The sequence below is a fragment of the Aquipuribacter aurantiacus genome (assembly GCF_051216895.1).
Lineage (GTDB): Bacteria > Actinomycetota > Actinomycetes > Actinomycetales > JBBAYJ01 > Aquipuribacter.
Genome location: NZ_JBPKAO010000001.1, coordinates 291,298 through 307,905 on the forward strand (window position 1 = coordinate 291,298; position 16,608 = coordinate 307,905).

20 protein-coding genes are annotated in these 16,608 nt (G+C 74.1%); 7 read left to right on the forward strand and 13 right to left on the reverse strand.

Features of this window, described 5'->3' with window-relative positions:
- Position 1: 1 nt before the first annotated feature.
- Positions 2-1,489 carry a multicopper oxidase family protein gene (locus ACR80Q_RS01425; RefSeq protein WP_435375754.1) on the reverse strand — a complete coding sequence of 496 codons (1,488 nt, stop codon included), beginning with the start codon at positions 1,487-1,489 and terminating at the stop codon, positions 2-4.
- The gene (locus ACR80Q_RS01430) at positions 1,486-1,728 is read right to left on the reverse strand and encodes an SHOCT domain-containing protein (protein ID WP_435375755.1); all 243 of its coding nucleotides are present in this window, start codon (positions 1,726-1,728) and stop codon (positions 1,486-1,488) included. Before ACR80Q_RS01430 ends, ACR80Q_RS01425 begins: the two co-directional genes overlap by 4 nt.
- A 176-nt stretch (positions 1,729-1,904) precedes the next feature.
- On the opposite strand from ACR80Q_RS01430, the gene ACR80Q_RS01435 reads away from it, so the two are divergent.
- The 4 genes from ACR80Q_RS01435 to ACR80Q_RS01450 all read left to right on the forward strand — a co-directional run bounded on the left by ACR80Q_RS01435 (position 1,905) and on the right by ACR80Q_RS01450 (position 4,427).
- Positions 1,905-2,162 carry a metal-sensitive transcriptional regulator gene (locus tag ACR80Q_RS01435; RefSeq protein ID WP_435375756.1) on the forward strand — a complete coding sequence of 86 codons (258 nt, stop codon included), beginning with the start codon at positions 1,905-1,907 and terminating at the stop codon, positions 2,160-2,162.
- A 54-nt stretch (positions 2,163-2,216) separates the two neighbouring features.
- On the forward strand, positions 2,217-2,642 hold the full coding sequence (locus ACR80Q_RS01440) for a DUF302 domain-containing protein (RefSeq protein ID WP_435375757.1): 426 nt from the start codon (positions 2,217-2,219) through the stop codon (positions 2,640-2,642).
- Positions 2,643-2,739: 97 nt separating this feature from the next.
- Positions 2,740-3,399, forward strand: coding sequence for a cation efflux transmembrane domain-containing protein (locus tag ACR80Q_RS01445; RefSeq protein WP_435375758.1), 660 nt, complete (start codon positions 2,740-2,742; stop codon positions 3,397-3,399).
- 140 nt (positions 3,400-3,539) lie between these two features.
- Positions 3,540-4,427 carry a universal stress protein gene (locus ACR80Q_RS01450; RefSeq protein ID WP_435375759.1) on the forward strand — a complete coding sequence of 296 codons (888 nt, stop codon included), beginning with the start codon at positions 3,540-3,542 and terminating at the stop codon, positions 4,425-4,427.
- Positions 4,428-4,457: 30 nt separating this feature from the next.
- Here the strand turns inward: ACR80Q_RS01450 and ACR80Q_RS01455 are convergent, their stop codons facing one another.
- Together ACR80Q_RS01455 and ACR80Q_RS01460 are read right to left on the reverse strand one after the other, a co-directional pair.
- Complete coding sequence (locus ACR80Q_RS01455) at positions 4,458-5,468, reverse strand: sensor histidine kinase (protein WP_435375760.1); 1,011 nt, start codon at positions 5,466-5,468, stop codon at positions 4,458-4,460.
- On the reverse strand, positions 5,465-6,211 hold the full coding sequence (locus ACR80Q_RS01460) for a response regulator transcription factor (protein ID WP_435375761.1): 747 nt from the start codon (positions 6,209-6,211) through the stop codon (positions 5,465-5,467). The genes ACR80Q_RS01455 and ACR80Q_RS01460 overlap by 4 nt, the downstream gene beginning before the upstream one ends.
- 257 nt (positions 6,212-6,468) lie before the next feature.
- On the opposite strand from ACR80Q_RS01460, the gene ACR80Q_RS01465 reads away from it, so the two are divergent.
- Positions 6,469-7,431, forward strand: coding sequence for an SH3 domain-containing protein (locus ACR80Q_RS01465; protein WP_435375762.1), 963 nt, complete (start codon positions 6,469-6,471; stop codon positions 7,429-7,431).
- Between the two features lie 20 nt (positions 7,432-7,451).
- On the opposite strand, the gene ACR80Q_RS01470 is transcribed toward ACR80Q_RS01465, so the two are convergent.
- Positions 7,452-8,744 (reverse strand): MFS transporter, encoded by a 1,293-nt coding sequence (locus ACR80Q_RS01470; protein WP_435375763.1) that lies wholly within the window; start codon positions 8,742-8,744, stop codon positions 7,452-7,454.
- 33 nt (positions 8,745-8,777) lie between these two features.
- On the reverse strand, positions 8,778-9,500 hold the full coding sequence (locus ACR80Q_RS01475) for a FadR/GntR family transcriptional regulator (protein ID WP_435375764.1): 723 nt from the start codon (positions 9,498-9,500) through the stop codon (positions 8,778-8,780).
- Positions 9,501-9,528: 28 nt separating this feature from the next.
- On the opposite strand from ACR80Q_RS01475, the gene ACR80Q_RS01480 reads away from it, so the two are divergent.
- Positions 9,529-10,800: an MFS transporter gene (locus ACR80Q_RS01480; RefSeq protein ID WP_435375765.1), complete on the forward strand. Its 1,272-nt coding sequence runs from the start codon at positions 9,529-9,531 to the stop codon at positions 10,798-10,800.
- On the opposite strand, the gene ACR80Q_RS01485 is transcribed toward ACR80Q_RS01480, so the two are convergent.
- Both ACR80Q_RS01485 and ACR80Q_RS01490 read right to left on the reverse strand, forming a co-directional pair.
- Entirely contained in the window at positions 10,742-11,209 is a 468-nt protein-coding gene (locus tag ACR80Q_RS01485; RefSeq protein WP_435376037.1) for an OsmC family protein, read from the reverse strand. The two genes, ACR80Q_RS01480 and ACR80Q_RS01485, sit on opposite strands and share 59 nt — an antisense overlap.
- Positions 11,210-11,230: 21 nt before the next feature.
- Positions 11,231-11,974 (reverse strand): GAF and ANTAR domain-containing protein, encoded by a 744-nt coding sequence (locus tag ACR80Q_RS01490; protein WP_435375766.1) that lies wholly within the window; start codon positions 11,972-11,974, stop codon positions 11,231-11,233.
- A 153-nt stretch (positions 11,975-12,127) separates the two neighbouring features.
- On the opposite strand from ACR80Q_RS01490, the gene ACR80Q_RS01495 reads away from it, so the two are divergent.
- Positions 12,128-13,561 carry an EAL domain-containing protein gene (locus tag ACR80Q_RS01495; protein WP_435375767.1) on the forward strand — a complete coding sequence of 478 codons (1,434 nt, stop codon included), beginning with the start codon at positions 12,128-12,130 and terminating at the stop codon, positions 13,559-13,561.
- 64 nt (positions 13,562-13,625) lie between these two features.
- On the opposite strand, the gene ACR80Q_RS01500 is transcribed toward ACR80Q_RS01495, so the two are convergent.
- The 5 genes from ACR80Q_RS01500 to ACR80Q_RS01520 all read right to left on the reverse strand — a co-directional run bounded on the left by ACR80Q_RS01500 (position 13,626) and on the right by ACR80Q_RS01520 (position 16,425).
- Positions 13,626-13,886 carry a hypothetical protein gene (locus ACR80Q_RS01500; RefSeq protein ID WP_435375769.1) on the reverse strand — a complete coding sequence of 87 codons (261 nt, stop codon included), beginning with the start codon at positions 13,884-13,886 and terminating at the stop codon, positions 13,626-13,628.
- Positions 13,877-14,290 (reverse strand): DUF6596 domain-containing protein, encoded by a 414-nt coding sequence (locus ACR80Q_RS01505; RefSeq protein WP_435375770.1) that lies wholly within the window; start codon positions 14,288-14,290, stop codon positions 13,877-13,879. The genes ACR80Q_RS01500 and ACR80Q_RS01505 overlap by 10 nt, the downstream gene beginning before the upstream one ends.
- A complete protein-coding gene (locus ACR80Q_RS01510; RefSeq protein ID WP_435375771.1) occupies positions 14,287-14,451 on the reverse strand; it encodes a hypothetical protein in 165 nt (54 codons plus the stop codon). The genes ACR80Q_RS01505 and ACR80Q_RS01510 overlap by 4 nt, the downstream gene beginning before the upstream one ends.
- Positions 14,452-14,483: 32 nt before the next feature.
- Complete coding sequence (locus ACR80Q_RS01515) at positions 14,484-14,831, reverse strand: YciI family protein (RefSeq protein WP_435375773.1); 348 nt, start codon at positions 14,829-14,831, stop codon at positions 14,484-14,486.
- A 118-nt stretch (positions 14,832-14,949) separates the two neighbouring features.
- Positions 14,950-16,425: a dihydrolipoyl dehydrogenase family protein gene (locus tag ACR80Q_RS01520; RefSeq protein ID WP_435375774.1), complete on the reverse strand. Its 1,476-nt coding sequence runs from the start codon at positions 16,423-16,425 to the stop codon at positions 14,950-14,952.
- Between the last annotated feature and the right edge of the window lie 183 nt (positions 16,426-16,608).

Consider the following 16,608-nt stretch of genomic DNA (forward strand, 5'->3'; position numbering starts at 1 on the left):
GTCACGGCCGGTGGGCCTCGACGGTGCCCATCATCCCTTGGTCCTCGTGGTCGAGGACGTGGCAGTGGTAGACCGTCCTGCCGGGGATGTCGTCGAAGGCGACGAGAACCGTGACCTCTGTGCGCGCCGGGACGTTCACCACGTCCTGCCACCGCGGTTCGGGCACGACACGGGTGCCGTCGTGGACGACCTGCATCGGCCAGACGTGGAGGTGGACGGGGTGGTCCATGGGGCTGGTGTTGACCAGGGTCCACTCCTCCACGGTGCCGACCGGCACCGAGGTGTCGACCCGGTCGGGGTCGAACGCCCGTCCGTCGATGGTGAAGGCCGTCATCGACCGGTCCTGCGGGCGATCCCCGCCCATCATCGCCCCGCCGCCCATGGCCCCGGCCATGCCCATGGCGAACGTCAGGGTGCGGGCGGCGATGTCCGGTTCCGCGCGCAGGTCCCGCAGGGCGGGTCCCTCGGGCATCGGCTCCAGGGCCTCGACGCGCTCCCCGGACACGGTGAGGGTGAGCAGCTCGACCGGGTCGCCCGGCCTGCCCCCACCCGTCATCGCGCCCATGTCGCCGCGGTCCACGGGGGCGGCGACCAGGGTGGATGACCCCTCGGTGGTCTCGACGAGGAGCTCGACGCGGTTGCCGGGGGCCATGACGACCTCGCGGGCCACCTCCGGCACCGGAAGGCGGCCCAGGTCGCGGCTGAGCAGGTGGACCTGCTGGCCGTCCAGCTGCAACCGGAGGTACCGGGAGGTGCAGGCGTTGACGACGCGCCACCGTTCCCGCTCCCCGGGGGCGGCGTCGAGCCGTGGCCGGATCTGTCCGTTGACCAGCACGATCTCGCCCTCCCGGCCGAGCATCCGCTGCATCCGGTCGACCTCAGCGAGGTTGCCCGACGCGTCGAGGCCCAGGTCCGACACCACCAGGACCCGCTCCCGGGTGACCGGCAGGGGGTCCGGGTCCGCCACGACGATGGCCCCGTACAGGCCGCCGGCGACCTGGTCGGCGACGTGGCCGTGATGGTGCGGGTGGTACCAGTAGGTGCCCGGCGGGTGGTCCTCGGGCAGGGTGAACTCGTAGTCGAAGGACGCGCCCGGCGCGATGCTCAGGAACGGGTTGTCGCCGTTGCCCTCCGGGGAGACGTGCAGCCCGTGCACATGCAGGTTGGTCGGGGCCCTCAGGTCGTTGGTGAAGGCCACCCGGATGGTGTCCCCAGGTGCCACGCGCAGGGTCGGTCCCGGGAGGGTGCCGTTGAAGGCGAGGACGGATGCCTCGCGACCACCCACCTGCAGACGTGCCGGAGCGGCGGTCAGCTGCAGCTCCAGCAGGCGGTCGCCGCTGGTCAGCACCTGCGGTTCGGCCAAGGTCGCTCCGTCGTCGTGGCGACGGCGGTCCGTGGTGGTCCACCACAGCCCGGTCCCGCCGATGACGACGGCCCCGGCTCCCGACGCGCCCAGCACCAGCAGACGGCGGCGGGTCAGCGGACTCACGGGTCGCCGCCCTCCAGGGCGCGGCGCCGCTCCTGGTACTCCTGGGTGTCGATCTCCCCGCGGGCGTAGCGCTCGTCCAGGACCTCCCGCGCCCGCTGCGGGCCCGCACCGGTCGGTGGCGGCGCGGAGCCGCCCTGCTCGCGGCCGGCCGAGCTCCTCGAGAGGGTCTTGACCAGCACGAACACGAGCAGCAGGGTGCCCGCGACCAGCAGCAGCCAGAAGACCCAGACCCAGCCCATGACCCATCCCGTTCCGCCGTCCCACATCACGATCTGCTCCTCGTCCCTCGTCGTTCCCGAAAGCCGGCCCGTGCGCGTGAGGTGGATCTCCCTCCAGTGTCGCAGTACCCCCCCCGGTATCGACTACACCCCCCGGGGTATCATTCGGAGTCGAACCCGCACCCCGAGGAGATCCCGTGCAGCTGGACACCGACGAGCTCGGTCCCACCATCAACCGGCTCAAGCGCGCCCAGGGGCAGCTGGGTGCGGTGGTTCGGATGATCGAGGAGGGCCGCGACTGCCGTGACGTCGTCACCCAGCTGTCGGCGGTGTCCAAGGCCCTCGACCGGGCCGGTTTCGCGATCATCGCCACCGGCCTGCAGCAGTGCCTGGCCAACCCGGACGAGACGCTGGACCAGAAGGACCTCGAGAAGCTGTTCCTGTCCCTCGCCTGAACCTCGGGACCCTGAGCGGCGACGAGACCAGAAGACCCGCCGGAGGAGTCGAGCATGACCTACACCCACACCATCACCGTCGACCTGCCGTTCGAGCAGGCTGCGGAACGCACCCGTTCCGCCCTGGCGGATCAGGGCTTCGGCATCCTCACCGAGATCGACGTCTCGTCGACCTTCGCCGCCAAGCTGGGGGAGGAGGCCGCCCAGGCGGTCGGCGACTACGTGATCCTGGGTGCCTGCAACCCCGTCCTGGCGAGCAAGGCCCTGGCGGCGGAACCGCAGCTCGGCGCGCTGCTGCCGTGCAACGTCGTGGTCCGCCGCGGCCCCCACGACGGGTGCACCACGGTCGAGGCCATCGACCCGCAGACCATGGTCCAGCTCAGCGACAGCCCTCAGGTGCGGCAGGTCGCCGACGACGCCGAACGACGTCTGCTCGCGGCCCTGTCCACGCTCGAGGGCTCCCGCCACCCGGCCGGGTGACGGGGACTGCCGCGACAGGGTGCGTCGAGACCGCCGCCCTCGGGACCGCCGCGAGCCTGTTCCGGGGGCTGGGGGACCCGGCCCGCCCGGCCGGCGCATGAGTCGCCGAGAGGTGACGGCCCCCAGCCTGACGTCGGCTCGACGGTCGGTGCTGGGTCGTCGTGCGCAGCTGATCGCCGGGACGTCCGTGGCCTACAACGTGGTCGAGGCGGTCATCGCGATCACCGCCGGTGCGGCCGCGGGCTCGATCGCGCTGATCGGGTTCGGGTTGGACTCCGTCGTGGAGGTGTTCTCGGGTCTGGTCATCCTCTGGCAGTTCCGTCACGCGGTGCCCCGGGCCCGGGAGCGGCGGGCGCTGCGCCTCATCGCGCTGTCGTTCTTCGCGCTCGCCGCGTACGTCACGGTGGAGTCGGTGCGCGCGCTGCTCGTGCAGGCCGAGGCCGACACCTCCCGGGTCGGCATCGCCCTGGCCGTCGCGTCGCTGGTGGTGATGCCGTTCCTGTCCTGGGCGCAACGACGCACCGGACGTCAGCTCGGCTCCGGCGCGGTCGTGGCGGACGGCACGCAGACCCTGCTCTGCACCTACCTGTCGGCGGTCCTGCTGCTCGGCCTGGTCCTCAACGCCACCCTCGGCTGGTCCTGGGCCGACCCCGTCGCCGGCCTCGTCATCGCCGCGGTCGCGGTCAAGGAGGGCCTCGAGGCGTGGCGGGGCGACAGCTGCTGCGCCACCGACCCTGCCTCGGGCGGTGTTCGGTAGGCCGGTGGAGCCCGCCGTGCGACCTCGCGCAGCGGCACGGCACCGCGTCGGCGGGGACCTTCGTCCCGGCGCGCCGTGGGTGGGGCACGGGACCCTGTTCGTGCCCCACCCCGACGGAGCGACCCGAGGAGAAGAGCGCGATGGGCTACCAGACGGTCGTGGTCGGTTACGACGGCTCCCCCCATGCCGATGGTGCGGTGGAGGCCGCGGCGGATCAGGTCGGAGCCGACGGGACGGTGCACGTCGTCACGGCGTTCCACCCGGAGTCGACAGCTGACGTCATGCGTCGGCTGAAGGAGCTGCCGGAGGAGTACCGGTACGTCTGGGACCCGCACACGGCCGAGAAGGAGCGCCAGCACGCTGCGCTGGCGCGGTTGCGCGAGCGGGGGGTGGGCTACGCCGCGCACGTCGTCGCCGCCGACGCCGCCACCGCGATCCTCGACGTCGCCCGGCGCGAGCAGGCCGATCTGGTCGTCGTCGGCAGTCGTGGGCTCGGCGGGTTCCTCGGGCTGCTCCTGGGGTCGGTGAGCGTGAAGGTCGCCAGCCACGCGCCCTGCCCGGTCGTGGTCGTGCGCTCCCGCGACGACGACGACCGACCCGCAGGTGGACCCGCGCGGGTGGTCGTCGGGGTGGACGGCTCGGACGTGTCGGCGCTCGCGGTCGGCTTCGCGTTCGAGACCGCCGCGCGACGCGGTCTGGCCCTGACCGCGGTGCGTGCCTGGGAGGCGCCGGCGCCCATGGACCCGGCGCTGCTGTCCTTCCTGCCCAAGGTGGAGGAGGAGGAGATGCGGGAGCTCGTCGCCTCGCTGGCCGGTGAGCGGCGTCGATTCCCCGACGTGGACGTCCGCGTCGAGCTGGTGAACGGTCACCCCGCTCAGGCGCTCGTCGCCGCCTCCGACGAAGCCGAGGTGGTCGTGGTGGGCTCCCGCGGGCGAGGCGGTCTCGCCGGCATGCTGCTGGGGTCGGTGAGCCAGGCGGTCCTGCAGCACGCGCACGGTCCGGTCGCGGTGGTTCGTGGGCCGAGCTGAGCCGCCCGGGAGGACCTGACCCGCGGGTCGTCACCGAGAAGGCAGGCGCACCTCGAAGCGGCAGCCGTCGGTGGTGTTGCTCACCGTGACCGCACCGCCGGCCGTGTGGAGCAGCTCGCGCACGATCGCCAGCCCCAGACCGGCGCCCGACGCCCCGGGCGTCCTCGCCCGCTGCCCGCGCCAGCCCGCCTCGAACACGTGGACCAGGTCCTCCTCGGGGATGCCGCCGCACGCGTCGTCCACCTGGAACCGGACGTGGTCCACCGCGCCCTGCGCCGGGAGCCGGACGACGACGGCACGGCTGGCGCGCACGGCGTTGTGCAGCAGGTTCGACAGCACGCGGTACAGCACCTCGGGGTCGACGTGGGCGGTGCCCGTGCCGGCGGTCCCGTCCTCGACCCGGACCACGGCGCCCCGGGCGGCGGCCACGGCGGACAGCGTCCCGACGACCTGCTCGACGGCGGCGAGCAGCGGTACGTCGCGCGGTTGCTGCGGGGCCGACCCCGCCTGCAGCCAGGCGAGCTCGAACAGGTCCTCGACCATGGCCGAGGTGCGGTCGACGTCATCGGTGATGCGGCGCAGGTAGTCGTCGGGGTCCTCGGCGACCCCGTCCTGCAGCGCCTCGGTCATGGCCCGGATCCCCGCGAGCGGTGTGCGCAGGTCGTGGCTGAGCGCGGCCACCAGCTGCCGGCGCACCTGCTCGGCACGCTCCTCGGTCGCGCGGGCGGTCCGCTGCCGGGCGACGTCGTCCTCCAGGCCACGGACCCGACGCGCCAGCAGGACCGCCACGACGAGACCGACGACAGCACCTCCGCCGCACGCGGCCACCACGAGCCAGGTCTGGTCCGCGGTCAACGTCATGGCCTGGGTGGAGGCCAGGACGGAGGCCAGGACGGAGGCCAGCGCCGCGGCCGGGGGCACCAGGACGGCCATGCGCAACGAGCGTGCTCGGCGGGCCAGCACCCAGCCGCCTGCCCCCACCACGGCCCCACCGGCGGCGGCGGCGACGAAGGCCAGCAGGAGAGCGGCCCCCGGGCTCATGCTGCGCCGCCCGGGCCCACGGACACCGGCGCGTCCCAGCGGTAACCGATCCCCCAGACGGTGGCCAGCAGCTGCGGTCGTGCTGGTTCGGCCTCGAGCTTGTGACGCAGCCTGCGGACGTGCACGGTCACCGTGGAGTGGTCACCGAAGTCCCAGCCCCACACCTGCGCCAGCAGGTCCTCCCGGCTGAACGCGTGCCCGGGGTGGCGCAGCAGGTGCAGCAGCAGGTCCAGCTCGCGAAGCGTCAGGTGGACCGGCGTCCCGTCCCGGGTGGCGGTGCGTGCGGCCGGGTCGACGACCACGGGCCCGCTGACCAGGCGCTGGTCCACCGCCGGGGTCGGGTCGTCGGGCCGCGGGTGCACGGGCGACGCCGCCCGCCGACGCAGGACCGACGCGACCCGCAGCACGAGCTCGCGGTTGCTGAACGGCTTGGTCACGTAGTCGTCCGCGCCGACCTCCAGGCCCAGCACCCGGTCGACCTCGGCGCCGAGCGCGGTGAGCATGATCACCGGGACGTCCGACACCTGCCGCAACCGGCGGCAGACCTCGATCCCGTCGAGGCCGGGCAGCATCACGTCGAGCACCACCAGGTCGGTGCGCCCTGCGGGTGAGGTCTCCGCGGCTGCTCGCAGGGCGGTCGGGCCGTCGTGGGCGAGCACGACCTCGTGCCCGGCACGCCGCAGGTAGCCCGACACCACCTCCGCGACCGTCCGGTCGTCGTCCACGACCAGCACCCGCGGCATGCCTCAGAGTAGGTCTGTCGGCCCCGCGCGCCGTGCCCGGTGAGCAGACTCCGAGATGACGGATCGATGACGTCGCAGGCTGAACCGTCAGCACCTGCCAGGCAGGCCGGCCCGGTCGAGCCGGCCCGCGGGGAGCTGACCAGCCATGACTCGACGACGGCGCGTTCGTCGAACGGCCTGGCCAGGACGGTGGGATAGGTGAGAGCGGGGACTCCGGCTACCATCCCTTGGTCCCGCCGTCCATCCCCGGAGTGCCCGTGAGCCGAGGTCGTCACCGCGTCGAGCTCGTCCGGCGACCCCTCGCCCTGCCGGTGGTGGGTGTCGCCGTCGCCGCGACGATGCTGGCGGGCCCCCTGCTCCTCGCCGCGGTCCCGGCCGGTCCGGCGGCTCCGGACCTGGTGACGATGCCCAGCGAACCCGCCCAGGCCGAGGCGGACGCCTTCCAGCTGTACGCCCTCGAGGCGCGTGAGCAGGCGCAGGCCAGCCGCAGCCGGGAGCGCGCGACGGCGAGCCCCTCCGTGGTCGCGGAGGCCCCGGTGGAGCCCCCCGCGCCCGCCCCGGAGCCGTCCGTCCCGGCTGAGCCGACGCAGCCCGCCGAGCCTCCCGCCGTGACCGGCACGCTGTGGGCGACCAGCGAGGTCAACGTCAGGTCGGGGCCGGCGGCCGACACCGAACGGATCGGGTACCTCGCGGCCCTCGACCAGGTCGACGTCTCCGGCGTGACGGAGGACGACTGGACCCAGGTCGTCATCGACGGTCGCGGCGGCTGGGTCAACAGCTCGTACCTGTCGCAGACGGAGCCCACGCCCGAGCCCGAGCCCGAGCCCGACGCCGAGCCCGCCCCCGAGGCCGCCTCGTCCGACGCCTCCTGCTCCATCAACCCCGGGATCGAGCCGAACCTGTCCGGCAACGCGCGGGCCGTGTACCGCGCGGTGTGCGCCGAGTACGGCGGCTCGGTGTCCGGCTTCGGCGGCTACCGCCCCGGTGACGGCGGCGACCACGGCAGCGGTCGGGCGGTCGACATCATGGTGTCCGGGGAAGCGGGCTGGGAGATCTCCCGGTTCCTGCAGGCGCGGGCGGGCGAGCTCGGCATCAGCTACCTGATCTACGAGCAGCAGTACTGGCCGGCGGGCAGCTCAGCCGGTGCGTGGGAGTACATGGAGGACCGCGGCAGCGCGACCGCCAACCACTACGACCACGTCCACGTCAGCGTCCGCTAGGTCCGGGGGCGAGAGCCTCGTCACGGCTGGCCGGGGTCGGGGCGGCGGTGGGTCTCGTACATGCGGACCGCCACCACCAGGGCGGAGGCCAGGGTGACGCCGGCGGCCACCCAGACCGCGGCCCTCAGGCTCCACAGGTCGGCGACGACCCCGCCCATGATCGCGCCGACCGCGTACCCCAGGTCGCGCCAGACCCGGTAGACGCCGACGGCCTGGCCCCGCCAGGCGGGGTGGGCCACGTCGCCGATCGCGGCGAGCAACGTGGGGTAGACCATGGCCGTACCGGCGCCCAGCAGCATCGTCCCGGCGGCCCAGGCGGGGAACGAGCCGCTGAGCGCGATGACGACCAGCGCGCCGGCCTGGGTGAGCATGCCGCTGGTGATGAGGCGCTTGCGGCCCCAGCGGTCGGACAGCGCGCCGGTGAACAGCTGTCCCACGCCCCACACGGCCGGGTAGAGCGCGAACAGGACGCCGACCTGGTCCACGCGTAGGCCGGAGCCGGCGAACAGCAGCGGGAAGAGCCCCCACGACAGGCCGAAGTTGAGGTTGTTCACCAGGCCGGCCTGGCTGGCTGAGGAGAGGGCGGGTTCTCGGTAGGTGGTCTGCGCGAACACCTGCCGGCGGCTGAGGCCGCCGTGCAGGTGGTCGTGCCGACCGTCGGCGCGCGGGGTGTGGGTCGCCGCCTCGAGGTCGGCGTGGGTGCGGGTCTCCTTCACCGCCAGGGTGGACAGACCCAGGGCCAGGGCGGTGTAGGTCAGACCGAGCAGGAACGGGGCGGGGCGCAGCCCGTACTCGGCGGCCAGGAAGCCGGCGGCCATGGACGTGACCGCGACCGCGCCGTAGCCGGCGGCCTCGTTCAGTCCCATGGCCAGGCCCCGCTGGCGGGGGCCGACCAGGTCGATCTTCATGATGACGGTGGTGGACCAGGTCAGGCCCTGGTTGACGCCCAGCAGCACGTTGGCCGCGACGACCCACCCCCAGCTGGGCGCCCAGATCAGCAGCAGCGGGACCGGGATGGCGAACAACCACCCGGCGACCAGCACAGGCTTGCGTCCGTACCGGTCCGACCAGGTCCCGGCGACGTAGTTGGCCGCGGCCTTGGTGATCCCGAACGCAGCCACGTAGGTGAAGATGAACGAGTACCCGGTCAGCCCGAACTCGTCCTCGGCCAGCAGCGGCAGCACGGTCTGCTGCTGCCCGACCATGCCGCCGACCAGTGCGTTGACCGCGACCAGCAGGGCGAACTGGGCCGCGTTGACCCGGAGGCCCAGGCCCACCTGCCGCCCGTGGCGCGGCGCTCCGGCGGTGCTCATCGGCAGACCTCCGTGCTCATCGGCAGACCTCCGTCACGGGGCCGGTGACTCCGGCGCGGGGCCGGGGATGTCGGCGATGAGCGGCTCGAGGATGGCGGAGATGGCGTCCGCGGCCGCCGACGGCTCCCGGTCGACGATCGAGCGGACCAGCTGCTCGTGCTCCACCGCGTGGGGGTCGTGCTCGGCGTCGACGTCGTCCGCGAGGACCTCCTCGTAGAGGGGCACGAGGCCCTCGTACAGCTCGACGAAGAGCTCGTTGTGCGTGGCGGCGACGACCGCACGGTGCAGGGCGAGGTCGGCGGCGATCCGCGCGCTCCGGTCCGCCGTCTCCCAGGCGCGGGTGCGGGCGGCGAGCGCGGCGTGCAGGGCGAGGACGTCGGCGTCGTCGCGGCGGCGCGCGGCGATCGCGGACGCGGCGCCGTCGATGGCGGCGCGCAGCTCGAGGCCGTCGCGACGGTCGGCGCGCGTGGCGCGGCGGGCGAGGGAGCTCACGAGCGCCGAGCGCGCGATCACGAAGGTCCCACGTCCCTGCTCGCGGCGCACCAGCCCGGCCTGCACGAGCGACTGGATGGCCTCCCGGACGGTGTTGCGCCCCGCGCCGACCCAGGCCATCAGGTCGGCCTCGACGGGGATCCGCTCGCCGACGGGCCATGAGCCCGACGCGATCGCGTCGTGGAAGCGCGCCGTCACGGCGTCGGTGAGGTTGGGTCCCTTGCGCACCGTCGTGGTCGACGGGCTAGCATCCAGCAGATTCATCCCATCATCCCATCTGGTCGGAGCAGACGTGACCGAGAACGTCCGCGCGAGCGCGCTGCCCCTGCTGGCCGTCGTCCTGACCGCCCTCAACCTACGCACCGCGGTCACGGGCTTCACGCCCCTCCTGGACGTCGTCGGCGCCGACCTCGGTTTCGGGCCGTCGCTGTACGGCGTGCTCGGCACGATCGTCACCGCGAGCTTCGCCGTGTTCGGCCTGCTGGCGGCCTCGGTCGCGCGCAGGCTGGGTCTGGAGCGGGCGATCGCGATCGCGGCCGCGTTCACCACCATCGGCATCCTGCTGCGTGCGCTGTCGCCCACGACGACCGCTCTGGTGGCCTCCACCGTCATCGCGTTCATCGGCGTCGGTGCGTCCAACGTGCTCGTCATCCCGCTGGTGAAGAAGTACTTCTCGGGCCACCTCAAGGCGGTGAGCTCGCTCTACATCGCCCTCCTGCAGGTCGGTCAGTTCGTCGCACCGCTCGTCGCGCTGCCCGTCGCCCTCGCGGTCGGCTGGCGGTGGGCGATCGGGATGTGGGCGGTCATGACCGCCGCCGCCGTCGTGCTGTGGCTCGTGCTCGCCGCCCGAGCGGGTGCCGGCGCGACGACGGGTGCCCCGCCCGAGCGGCTCGCCGGGGCGTGGCGCACGCCCTTGCTCTGGTCGCTGGTGCTGATGATGGGGATGACGGGGCTCAACGTCTACGCCGTGATCACGTGGCTGCCCGCCATCCTCGTCGACGCCGGCGCCGACCCCGCGTCGGGCGGTGCTCTCCTGGCGCTGTTCTCGGTGTTCGGCCTCCCGGCAGCGTTCGTGGTGCCACCTCTCGCGATCCGGCTGCGGAACCCGTTCGTCGTCGTGGCCGTGTGCACGACGCTCATGGCCGCGGGCTACACGGGGCTCCTGCTGTCGCCCGGCGTGGGCGCCGTCGCCTGGGTGGTGATGCTCGGGATCGGCGTGAGCACGTTCCCCCTGTGCCTGACGCTGGTCAACGCGCGCACGCGGACGACCGCGGGCTCCACCGTGCTCTCGGGCGCGATGCAGGGGATCGGCTACGGCATCGCGTGCATCGGGCCGTTCGGCATCGGGGTGGCCTACGCGGCATCCGGGTCGTGGACGAGCTCGTTCGTCCTGCTCTACCTGAGCCTGGCCGTGCTGCTGGTCAGCGGCTTCGTCGCGTGCCGTCCGTCCGCGCTGGAGGACCAGGTGCACGAGCGGGCGCGCGCGGCGGTCCAGCAGCAGGCGGTCATCCCGCCGTCACCCGCGGCTCGTGGCGTACCGGGAAGGCCACCGACGCCGCGATGAAGCAGCGCTGCGAGGCCTCGGCGTGCGCGCCGGTCGCGGCGTCCACCATCGACTGCTCCGCGACGACGACCTGCGGTCGCAGCACGACCTCGGTGAACCGGCCGCCGCCGACGCCGTCCTCGACCATGGTGCCGTCGGCGAGGTCGCGGTAGCCGGTCACGACGACCCCCGCCTGCACGCAGACGTGCAGGTACGACAGCAGGTGGCACTCGCTCAGCGCGGCGAGCAGCAGCAGCTCCGGGTTCCACCGGGTGCGGTCACCGCGGAACGCCCGGTCCGCCGACAGCGCCAGCGGCGGGACCCCGTCGCTGGTGACCTCCACCGAGCGGGCGTAGTCCCGGTAGCCGGACGTGCCGGACCCCCGGTTGCCCGTCCAGACCGCGGCCACCTGGTAGGAGTGCGAGCCCACACGAACCACGACCGGACCCCCTCAGACGCCCTCGTCGATCTGGCCGCTGTCGACCAGACGTTGCGCGACCCGGCGGAGCTTCTCGTTGCGGTGCTGGCTGACCCGCACCAGCATGGCGAACGCCTGCTCGGACGTCACCTTGTGCCGCTCCATCAGGATGCCCTGGGCCTGGCCGATGACGTGCCGCGTCTCGACCGTGCGGGTCAGCGACTCCCGCTCCCGCGCCGTGGCGTAGGCGACGCCGGCGTGGGCGGCGAACAGCAGGCCGACGTGCTCCGACTCGTCGTCGAACGCGCCCGCCCTGCGGGAGAACAGGTTGAGCGCCCCCAGGTCGTCACCGGCGACGTACAGCTGGAACGACATCATGCCGAGCGCGCCGGCGGCGACCGCCTCGGCCGTGAAGCGGGGCCAGCGCTCCTCCGCGGCCATGTCGGGCACCCGGACCGTCACGTGCTGGTACGCCGAGTCCAGGCAGGGGCCCTCGCCGAGCCGCTCCTGGATCGCGTCGACCACGCTGGGCAGCTCGCCGGAGGCCGCCTCCGAGGTCACCCGTCGTCGTCCGAGCACGATGCTGATGGAGCCCTCGTCGCAACCGGGGACCACCTCGACCGCGGCGCGGACGATCTCGACCAGGGTCTCGTGGGGGTCGTCCTGCTGCTCGGCCGTCCGTGCGAACCGGCTGAACTGGGCCGCCAGCTCGTCGAGGCCGTCCGAGGTACCGGTGTCCGCCGACGAGGGCTGTCCGCGACCGTCTGCTGCTGTCACAAGGGTGTCCCGTCCCCTCCGTCACCGGTGAGCCACTCGGGTGCGGCCTCACGACGCCCCCGCCCCGGCACCTTAGTCCCGGTAGCCTGGGGCCAGCGCCGGTGCCGACCTTGACGAACCAGGGTGGCAGGCCCCGGTGGCGGTGGAGCAGACGTGGCCCGGGCCAGCAGCACGAACGACGACCTCGTGTCGACCGGCACCAGCGGGGGCACGTGGGGCGGGGCGCCCGCGGGTGTCCGTGGCCACCCCATGGAGCGGGACCGCCTGGACTCGCTGCACTCCTACGGCGTCCTCGACACCCCCGCCCACTCGTCCTACGACGCCGTCACCGCCCTGGCCGCCCAGCTGTGCGAGACCCCGATGGCCGCGGTGACGTTGGTCGACGCCGACCGGCAGTGGTTCAAGTCCGGTGTCGGCATAGGGCTCGCCGAGACACCCAGGGACGTCTCGTTCTGCTCCGAGGCGGTCGCCGACAACCAGGTGCTCGTCGTGCCGGACGCCCGCAGCGACCCCCGGTTCAGCGGCAACCCGTTCGTGACCGGTGCCCCGAGGATCCGCGGGTACCTGGGCGTGCCGCTGGTGGGCCGCGACGGGCTGCCGCTGGGCACCCTCTGCGTCCTGGACCGGAGGGAGCGGGCCTTCAGCGCCACCCAGGTCGACGCGATGGGCGCCCTGGGGCAGCAGGTGGTGACCCTCCTGGAGCAGGACCGGCGCGACCGGTTGGAAGGGCTCATGGAGGAGCACGTCCTGCCGGACGCCCGCGACCCGGGTCGACTCCGGCGCGCGCTGGAGGACGGCGAGCTGGTGCCGTTCTACCAGCCGATCGTCGACATCCGGACCGGTCGGCCGCACCGGCTGGAGGCGCTCCTGCGCTGGCAGCACCCCGAGCTGGGGACCCTGCCGCCGCTGTCGTTCCTGCCGGCCCTGGAGGCGACGGCTCTCGTGGTCCCGGTCGGCCGCTCGGTCCTGGACGCGGCGTGCGGCCGGCTCGCCGAGCTCCGGGGGCAGGGGTTCCGGCTCCCCGGCGGTGTCGCCGTCAACGTCGCCGGCGGTCAGCTGGGACGTCCGGGGCTGGCGCGGGACGTCCTGACCGCGCTGGAACGGCACGGCGTCTCCGGGCCGCAGCTCACGCTCGAGCTCACCGAGACCACCGACCTGTCGGACCACGACCTCGCCCGCCGCGAGCTCGCCATGGTGTCGGCCCTCGGCGTCCACGTCGTCGTCGACGACTTCGGCGTGGGCTGGAGCAACCTGTCGCGCGTCCTCGACCTGCCGGTGGACGGGCTCAAGATCGACCGGGGCATCGCCGCGCAGGTCCTCCTCGACCCGCGCGCCGCGGTCGTCGTCGCCGCCACGACGGGGATGGCCCGCTCCCTCGGGCTCGCCGTGACCGCGGAGGGGGTCGAGAGCGTCGAGGTCCGCGACCACCTGGCGGCCGCCGGCTGCGACCTGGCGCAGGGCTGGCTCTACAGCCCGGCCGTCCCGGCGGTCGAGGTGCCCGACGTGCTGCGGCGCCTGGGGCGCGCTGCGGACCGGGCGCCGCGGCGACGCGGGGCGACCGGACCGCGGCGTCGTCCCGGGCGCTGATCCGCGCCGCCCTCCTGGCCTGCTGCTGCGCGGACCTGGCGCCGACCTTCAGGTGCCCCACGGGTCACCCCCCGGTGCCCTGCAGGGCACGTAGCCGCCCCTCGAGGAACCCCCGCTCGACGGTGTTCTCGGTGAGCATCAGCGCCTCGGCGTACGCCTCCCGCGCCTCCTGCACCCGTCCCAGCCGGCGGAGCAGGTCGGCCCGCGCCGCCGGGAGGTAGCCGTACCCCGCCAGCCGGGGCTCGCCCGCCAGCACGTCGAGGGCGGCCAGCCCGGCGGCGGGTCCGACGGCGAACCCGACCGCCACGGCCCGGTTCAGCGACACCGCGACCGGTCCTGCTCCGCCAGCAGCAGCAGCGCCAGCAGGCCGGCCACCGCGGCGTCGCCCGGCAGCAGCCGCCGCAGCAGACGGCAGAGCTCGAACGACCGCTGCACCAGCTCACGACGGACCAGCTCGTCCCCGGCGGGCGCGGTGTGCCCGGTGGTGAACAGGGAGTGGACCACCAGCAGGACCGCGTCGACCCGCCCGGGCAGCTCGGCGGCCGAGGGCACGCGGTACGGGATGCGGGCGACGGCGATCTTCTTCTTGGCGCGGGTGAGCCGCGCGGCCATCGTCGGTCCCGGGACCAGGAACGCGCGAGCCACCTCGGCGGTCGACAGCCCGCACACCAGCCGCAGCGTCAGCGCGACCTGCGCAGGACGGTCCAGCGCGGGGTGGCAGCAGGTCACCACCAGACGCAGCCGGTGAGCGCGCTCGCGAACGCCTCCTGCGCGCACTCCTCGGCGACGTCGAGGTCGCGGGTCACGCGCACCGTCGCCGCGAGCACGAAGGCCCACTCGCGACGGTGCGCCTCGGCCACGGCGGCCGCGACCGCGGAGGCCTCGGGCACGCCCACGCCGTGCCGCCCGTCCAGCCGTCGGGTCAGCCGTCGAACGTCATGACGGGGCGGACCTCGACCCCGCCGAAGCGGGCCGGAACGGTCCGCGCCACGGCCAGCGCCGTGTCGAGGTCGGGGGCCTCGACGACGTAGTAGCCGCCGAGCGCCTCCTTGGTCTCCACGAACGGGCCGTCGGTGACCTCCGACCCGCCGCGGATGCTGGTGGCCGTCGTCGTCGGGTGCAGGGCCTCCCCGCCGACGATGCTGGCGCCCAGCCTCGGGACGCCCTCGGTGAAGGCGTCGTGCTCCCGCATGATCTCCTCGAGCAGCCCCTGGGGGGCCGGGTCGTACGCGGCCTCGGCCTCGTAGATCAGGATCAGGTACCTGGACATGTCGCTCCTCACGGCTCGGGGACCGGTCGTCGGGCCCTCCACCTGTCCGACACCTGAGGTCCGGCCACATCGACACTGCCCTCGCAACGTATCGAGCGGGCCGCTCCGGTGCCAGGGTTCAGCCGCCGTCCCCCGCCGGCCGGGCGGGGCGCCACGTCTGCCCGGCGAACGTCCCGAAGAGCCGGGCCGCCGCGACGCGGAGCGCCAGGGAGTAGCTCGGGTAGGGCGCGACCGTCTGAGCCAGCCGCGCGGCGAGCATGCGGGTGCGCATAGCCAGGGCGGCCGTGTGCGCCAGCTCACCGCCGTGGGGGGTGACGGCGGTGAGGCCGACGACCTCGTCCAGCAGGCGGTGGGGCGCCCCGCGGCGTGGGCCCACGACGAGCTTGACGTAGCCATCGGTGCTGGCGGCGGTCCGCGACCGGTCCGTCTCGGCCATGGTCACGACGGCCACACGCGCCCGGGCGCCGTAGCGGGCGTACGCCTCGTGCTCGGTGAGCCCCACCCGGCCGACCTCGGGGTCGGTGAACGTCACCCAGGGCGTGACCCGAGGGTCGAAACGGCCGGGACCTCCGAGCAGACCGGGCAGGCGGGCACGGGCGAACGCGTTGCCGGCGGCGAGCCGCCCCTGCACGTCGCCGACGTGGGTGAACTGCAGCGGCGTCGTGCAGTCACCGGCCGCCCACACCCCGGGGGCGGTGGTGCGCAGCTGGTCGTCGGTGACGACGGCACCGCCAGGGCCGGTCTCCAGGCCCACCCGGTCCAGCTCCATCCCCGACGTGGCCGGGCGTCGACCGACCGCCACCAGCAGGTGCGAGCCGTGCAGCACCGTCCCGTCCTCCAGCGTCAGCCCGACCCCGCCGTCCGGACGGCTGCGGGCCGAGGAGACCTGCGACCCGGTCCGGACGTCGACCCCCTGACCGCCCAGCACCCTCGTCATCACCTCGGACACCTCGGGCTCCTCCTTGCCCAGGATGCGGGGCGCCCCCTCGACCAGGCTCACCCGCGTGCCCAGGCCGGCGAACCCCTGCGCCAGCTCGACCCCGATGGCGCCGCCCCCCATGACGAGCAGGTGCTCCGGCTGCTGCGCCAGGTCGAACACGGTCGCGTTGGTCAGGTACGGGACGTCGGCGAGGCCGTCGACCGGGGGCACGGCGGCGTGGGCGCCCGAGGCGACGACGACGCGTCGGGCCCGCACCCGGGTGCCGTCGACGTCGACGGTGCAACCGTCCTCCGAGGTGTCGACGAACCGGGCCCACCCGCTCAGCAGCTCGATGCCCTCCCGGCGCAGCAGCTCAGGGGACTCGTCCTGCTCGACCTCGGCGACGACGTCCTGCACGTGCCTCATCACGGCGGCGAAGTCCACCGGACCCAGCTCGCCGACCCCGAACCGACGACCGTCGCGGGCGGCCGACACCCGGTGGGCGACGTCGAGCAGCGTCTTGCTGGGCACGCAGCCGTGGTGGGTGCAGTCCCCGCCGGGCCGGGCGGCCTCCACCAGCGCGACGTCTCGCCCGGCGGCGCGGGCCGCGCGGGCGGCGGCCAGGCCGGTCGCCCCGGCGCCGATGACGAGCAGGTCGGGCTCGCGCGCGCTCATGGTCGGCCCCTCGGGTCGTGGCGGACGTCGGGGCGGTCGGGCATGGCGGCTCCTGACGGTGGTCGTGCGCGAAGGACGCCCCACCGTAGGCGTGGACCCGCAGGGCCCGGCCGGTCGGGAACCAGCAGGTCCTCCCGCTCGTCGTACCTGAGGGCGACGTCAGGGGTTGTTACCGTGATCACC

Bases quoted from the DNA above. Each gene is read 5' to 3' on its own strand.
- ACR80Q_RS01430 (WP_435375755.1), bottom strand. From the start codon at position 1,728: ATGGGCTGGGTCTGGGTCTTCTGGCTGCTGCTGGTCGCGGGCACCCTG.
- ACR80Q_RS01440 (WP_435375757.1), top strand. From the start codon at position 2,217: ATGACCTACACCCACACCATCACCGTCGACCTGCCGTTCGAGCAGGCT.
- ACR80Q_RS01445 (WP_435375758.1), top strand. From the start codon at position 2,740: ATGAGTCGCCGAGAGGTGACGGCCCCCAGCCTGACGTCGGCTCGACGG.
- ACR80Q_RS01450 (WP_435375759.1), top strand. From the start codon at position 3,540: ATGGGCTACCAGACGGTCGTGGTCGGTTACGACGGCTCCCCCCATGCC.
- ACR80Q_RS01455 (WP_435375760.1), bottom strand. From the start codon at position 5,468: ATGAGCCCGGGGGCCGCTCTCCTGCTGGCCTTCGTCGCCGCCGCCGCC.
- ACR80Q_RS01460 (WP_435375761.1), bottom strand. From the start codon at position 6,211: ATGCCGCGGGTGCTGGTCGTGGACGACGACCGGACGGTCGCGGAGGTG.
- ACR80Q_RS01470 (WP_435375763.1), bottom strand. From the start codon at position 8,744: ATGAGCACCGCCGGAGCGCCGCGCCACGGGCGGCAGGTGGGCCTGGGC.
- ACR80Q_RS01475 (WP_435375764.1), bottom strand. From the start codon at position 9,500: ATGAATCTGCTGGATGCTAGCCCGTCGACCACGACGGTGCGCAAGGGA.
- ACR80Q_RS01515 (WP_435375773.1), bottom strand. From the start codon at position 14,831: ATGTCCAGGTACCTGATCCTGATCTACGAGGCCGAGGCCGCGTACGAC.
- ACR80Q_RS01520 (WP_435375774.1), bottom strand. From the start codon at position 16,425: ATGAGCGCGCGCGAGCCCGACCTGCTCGTCATCGGCGCCGGGGCGACC.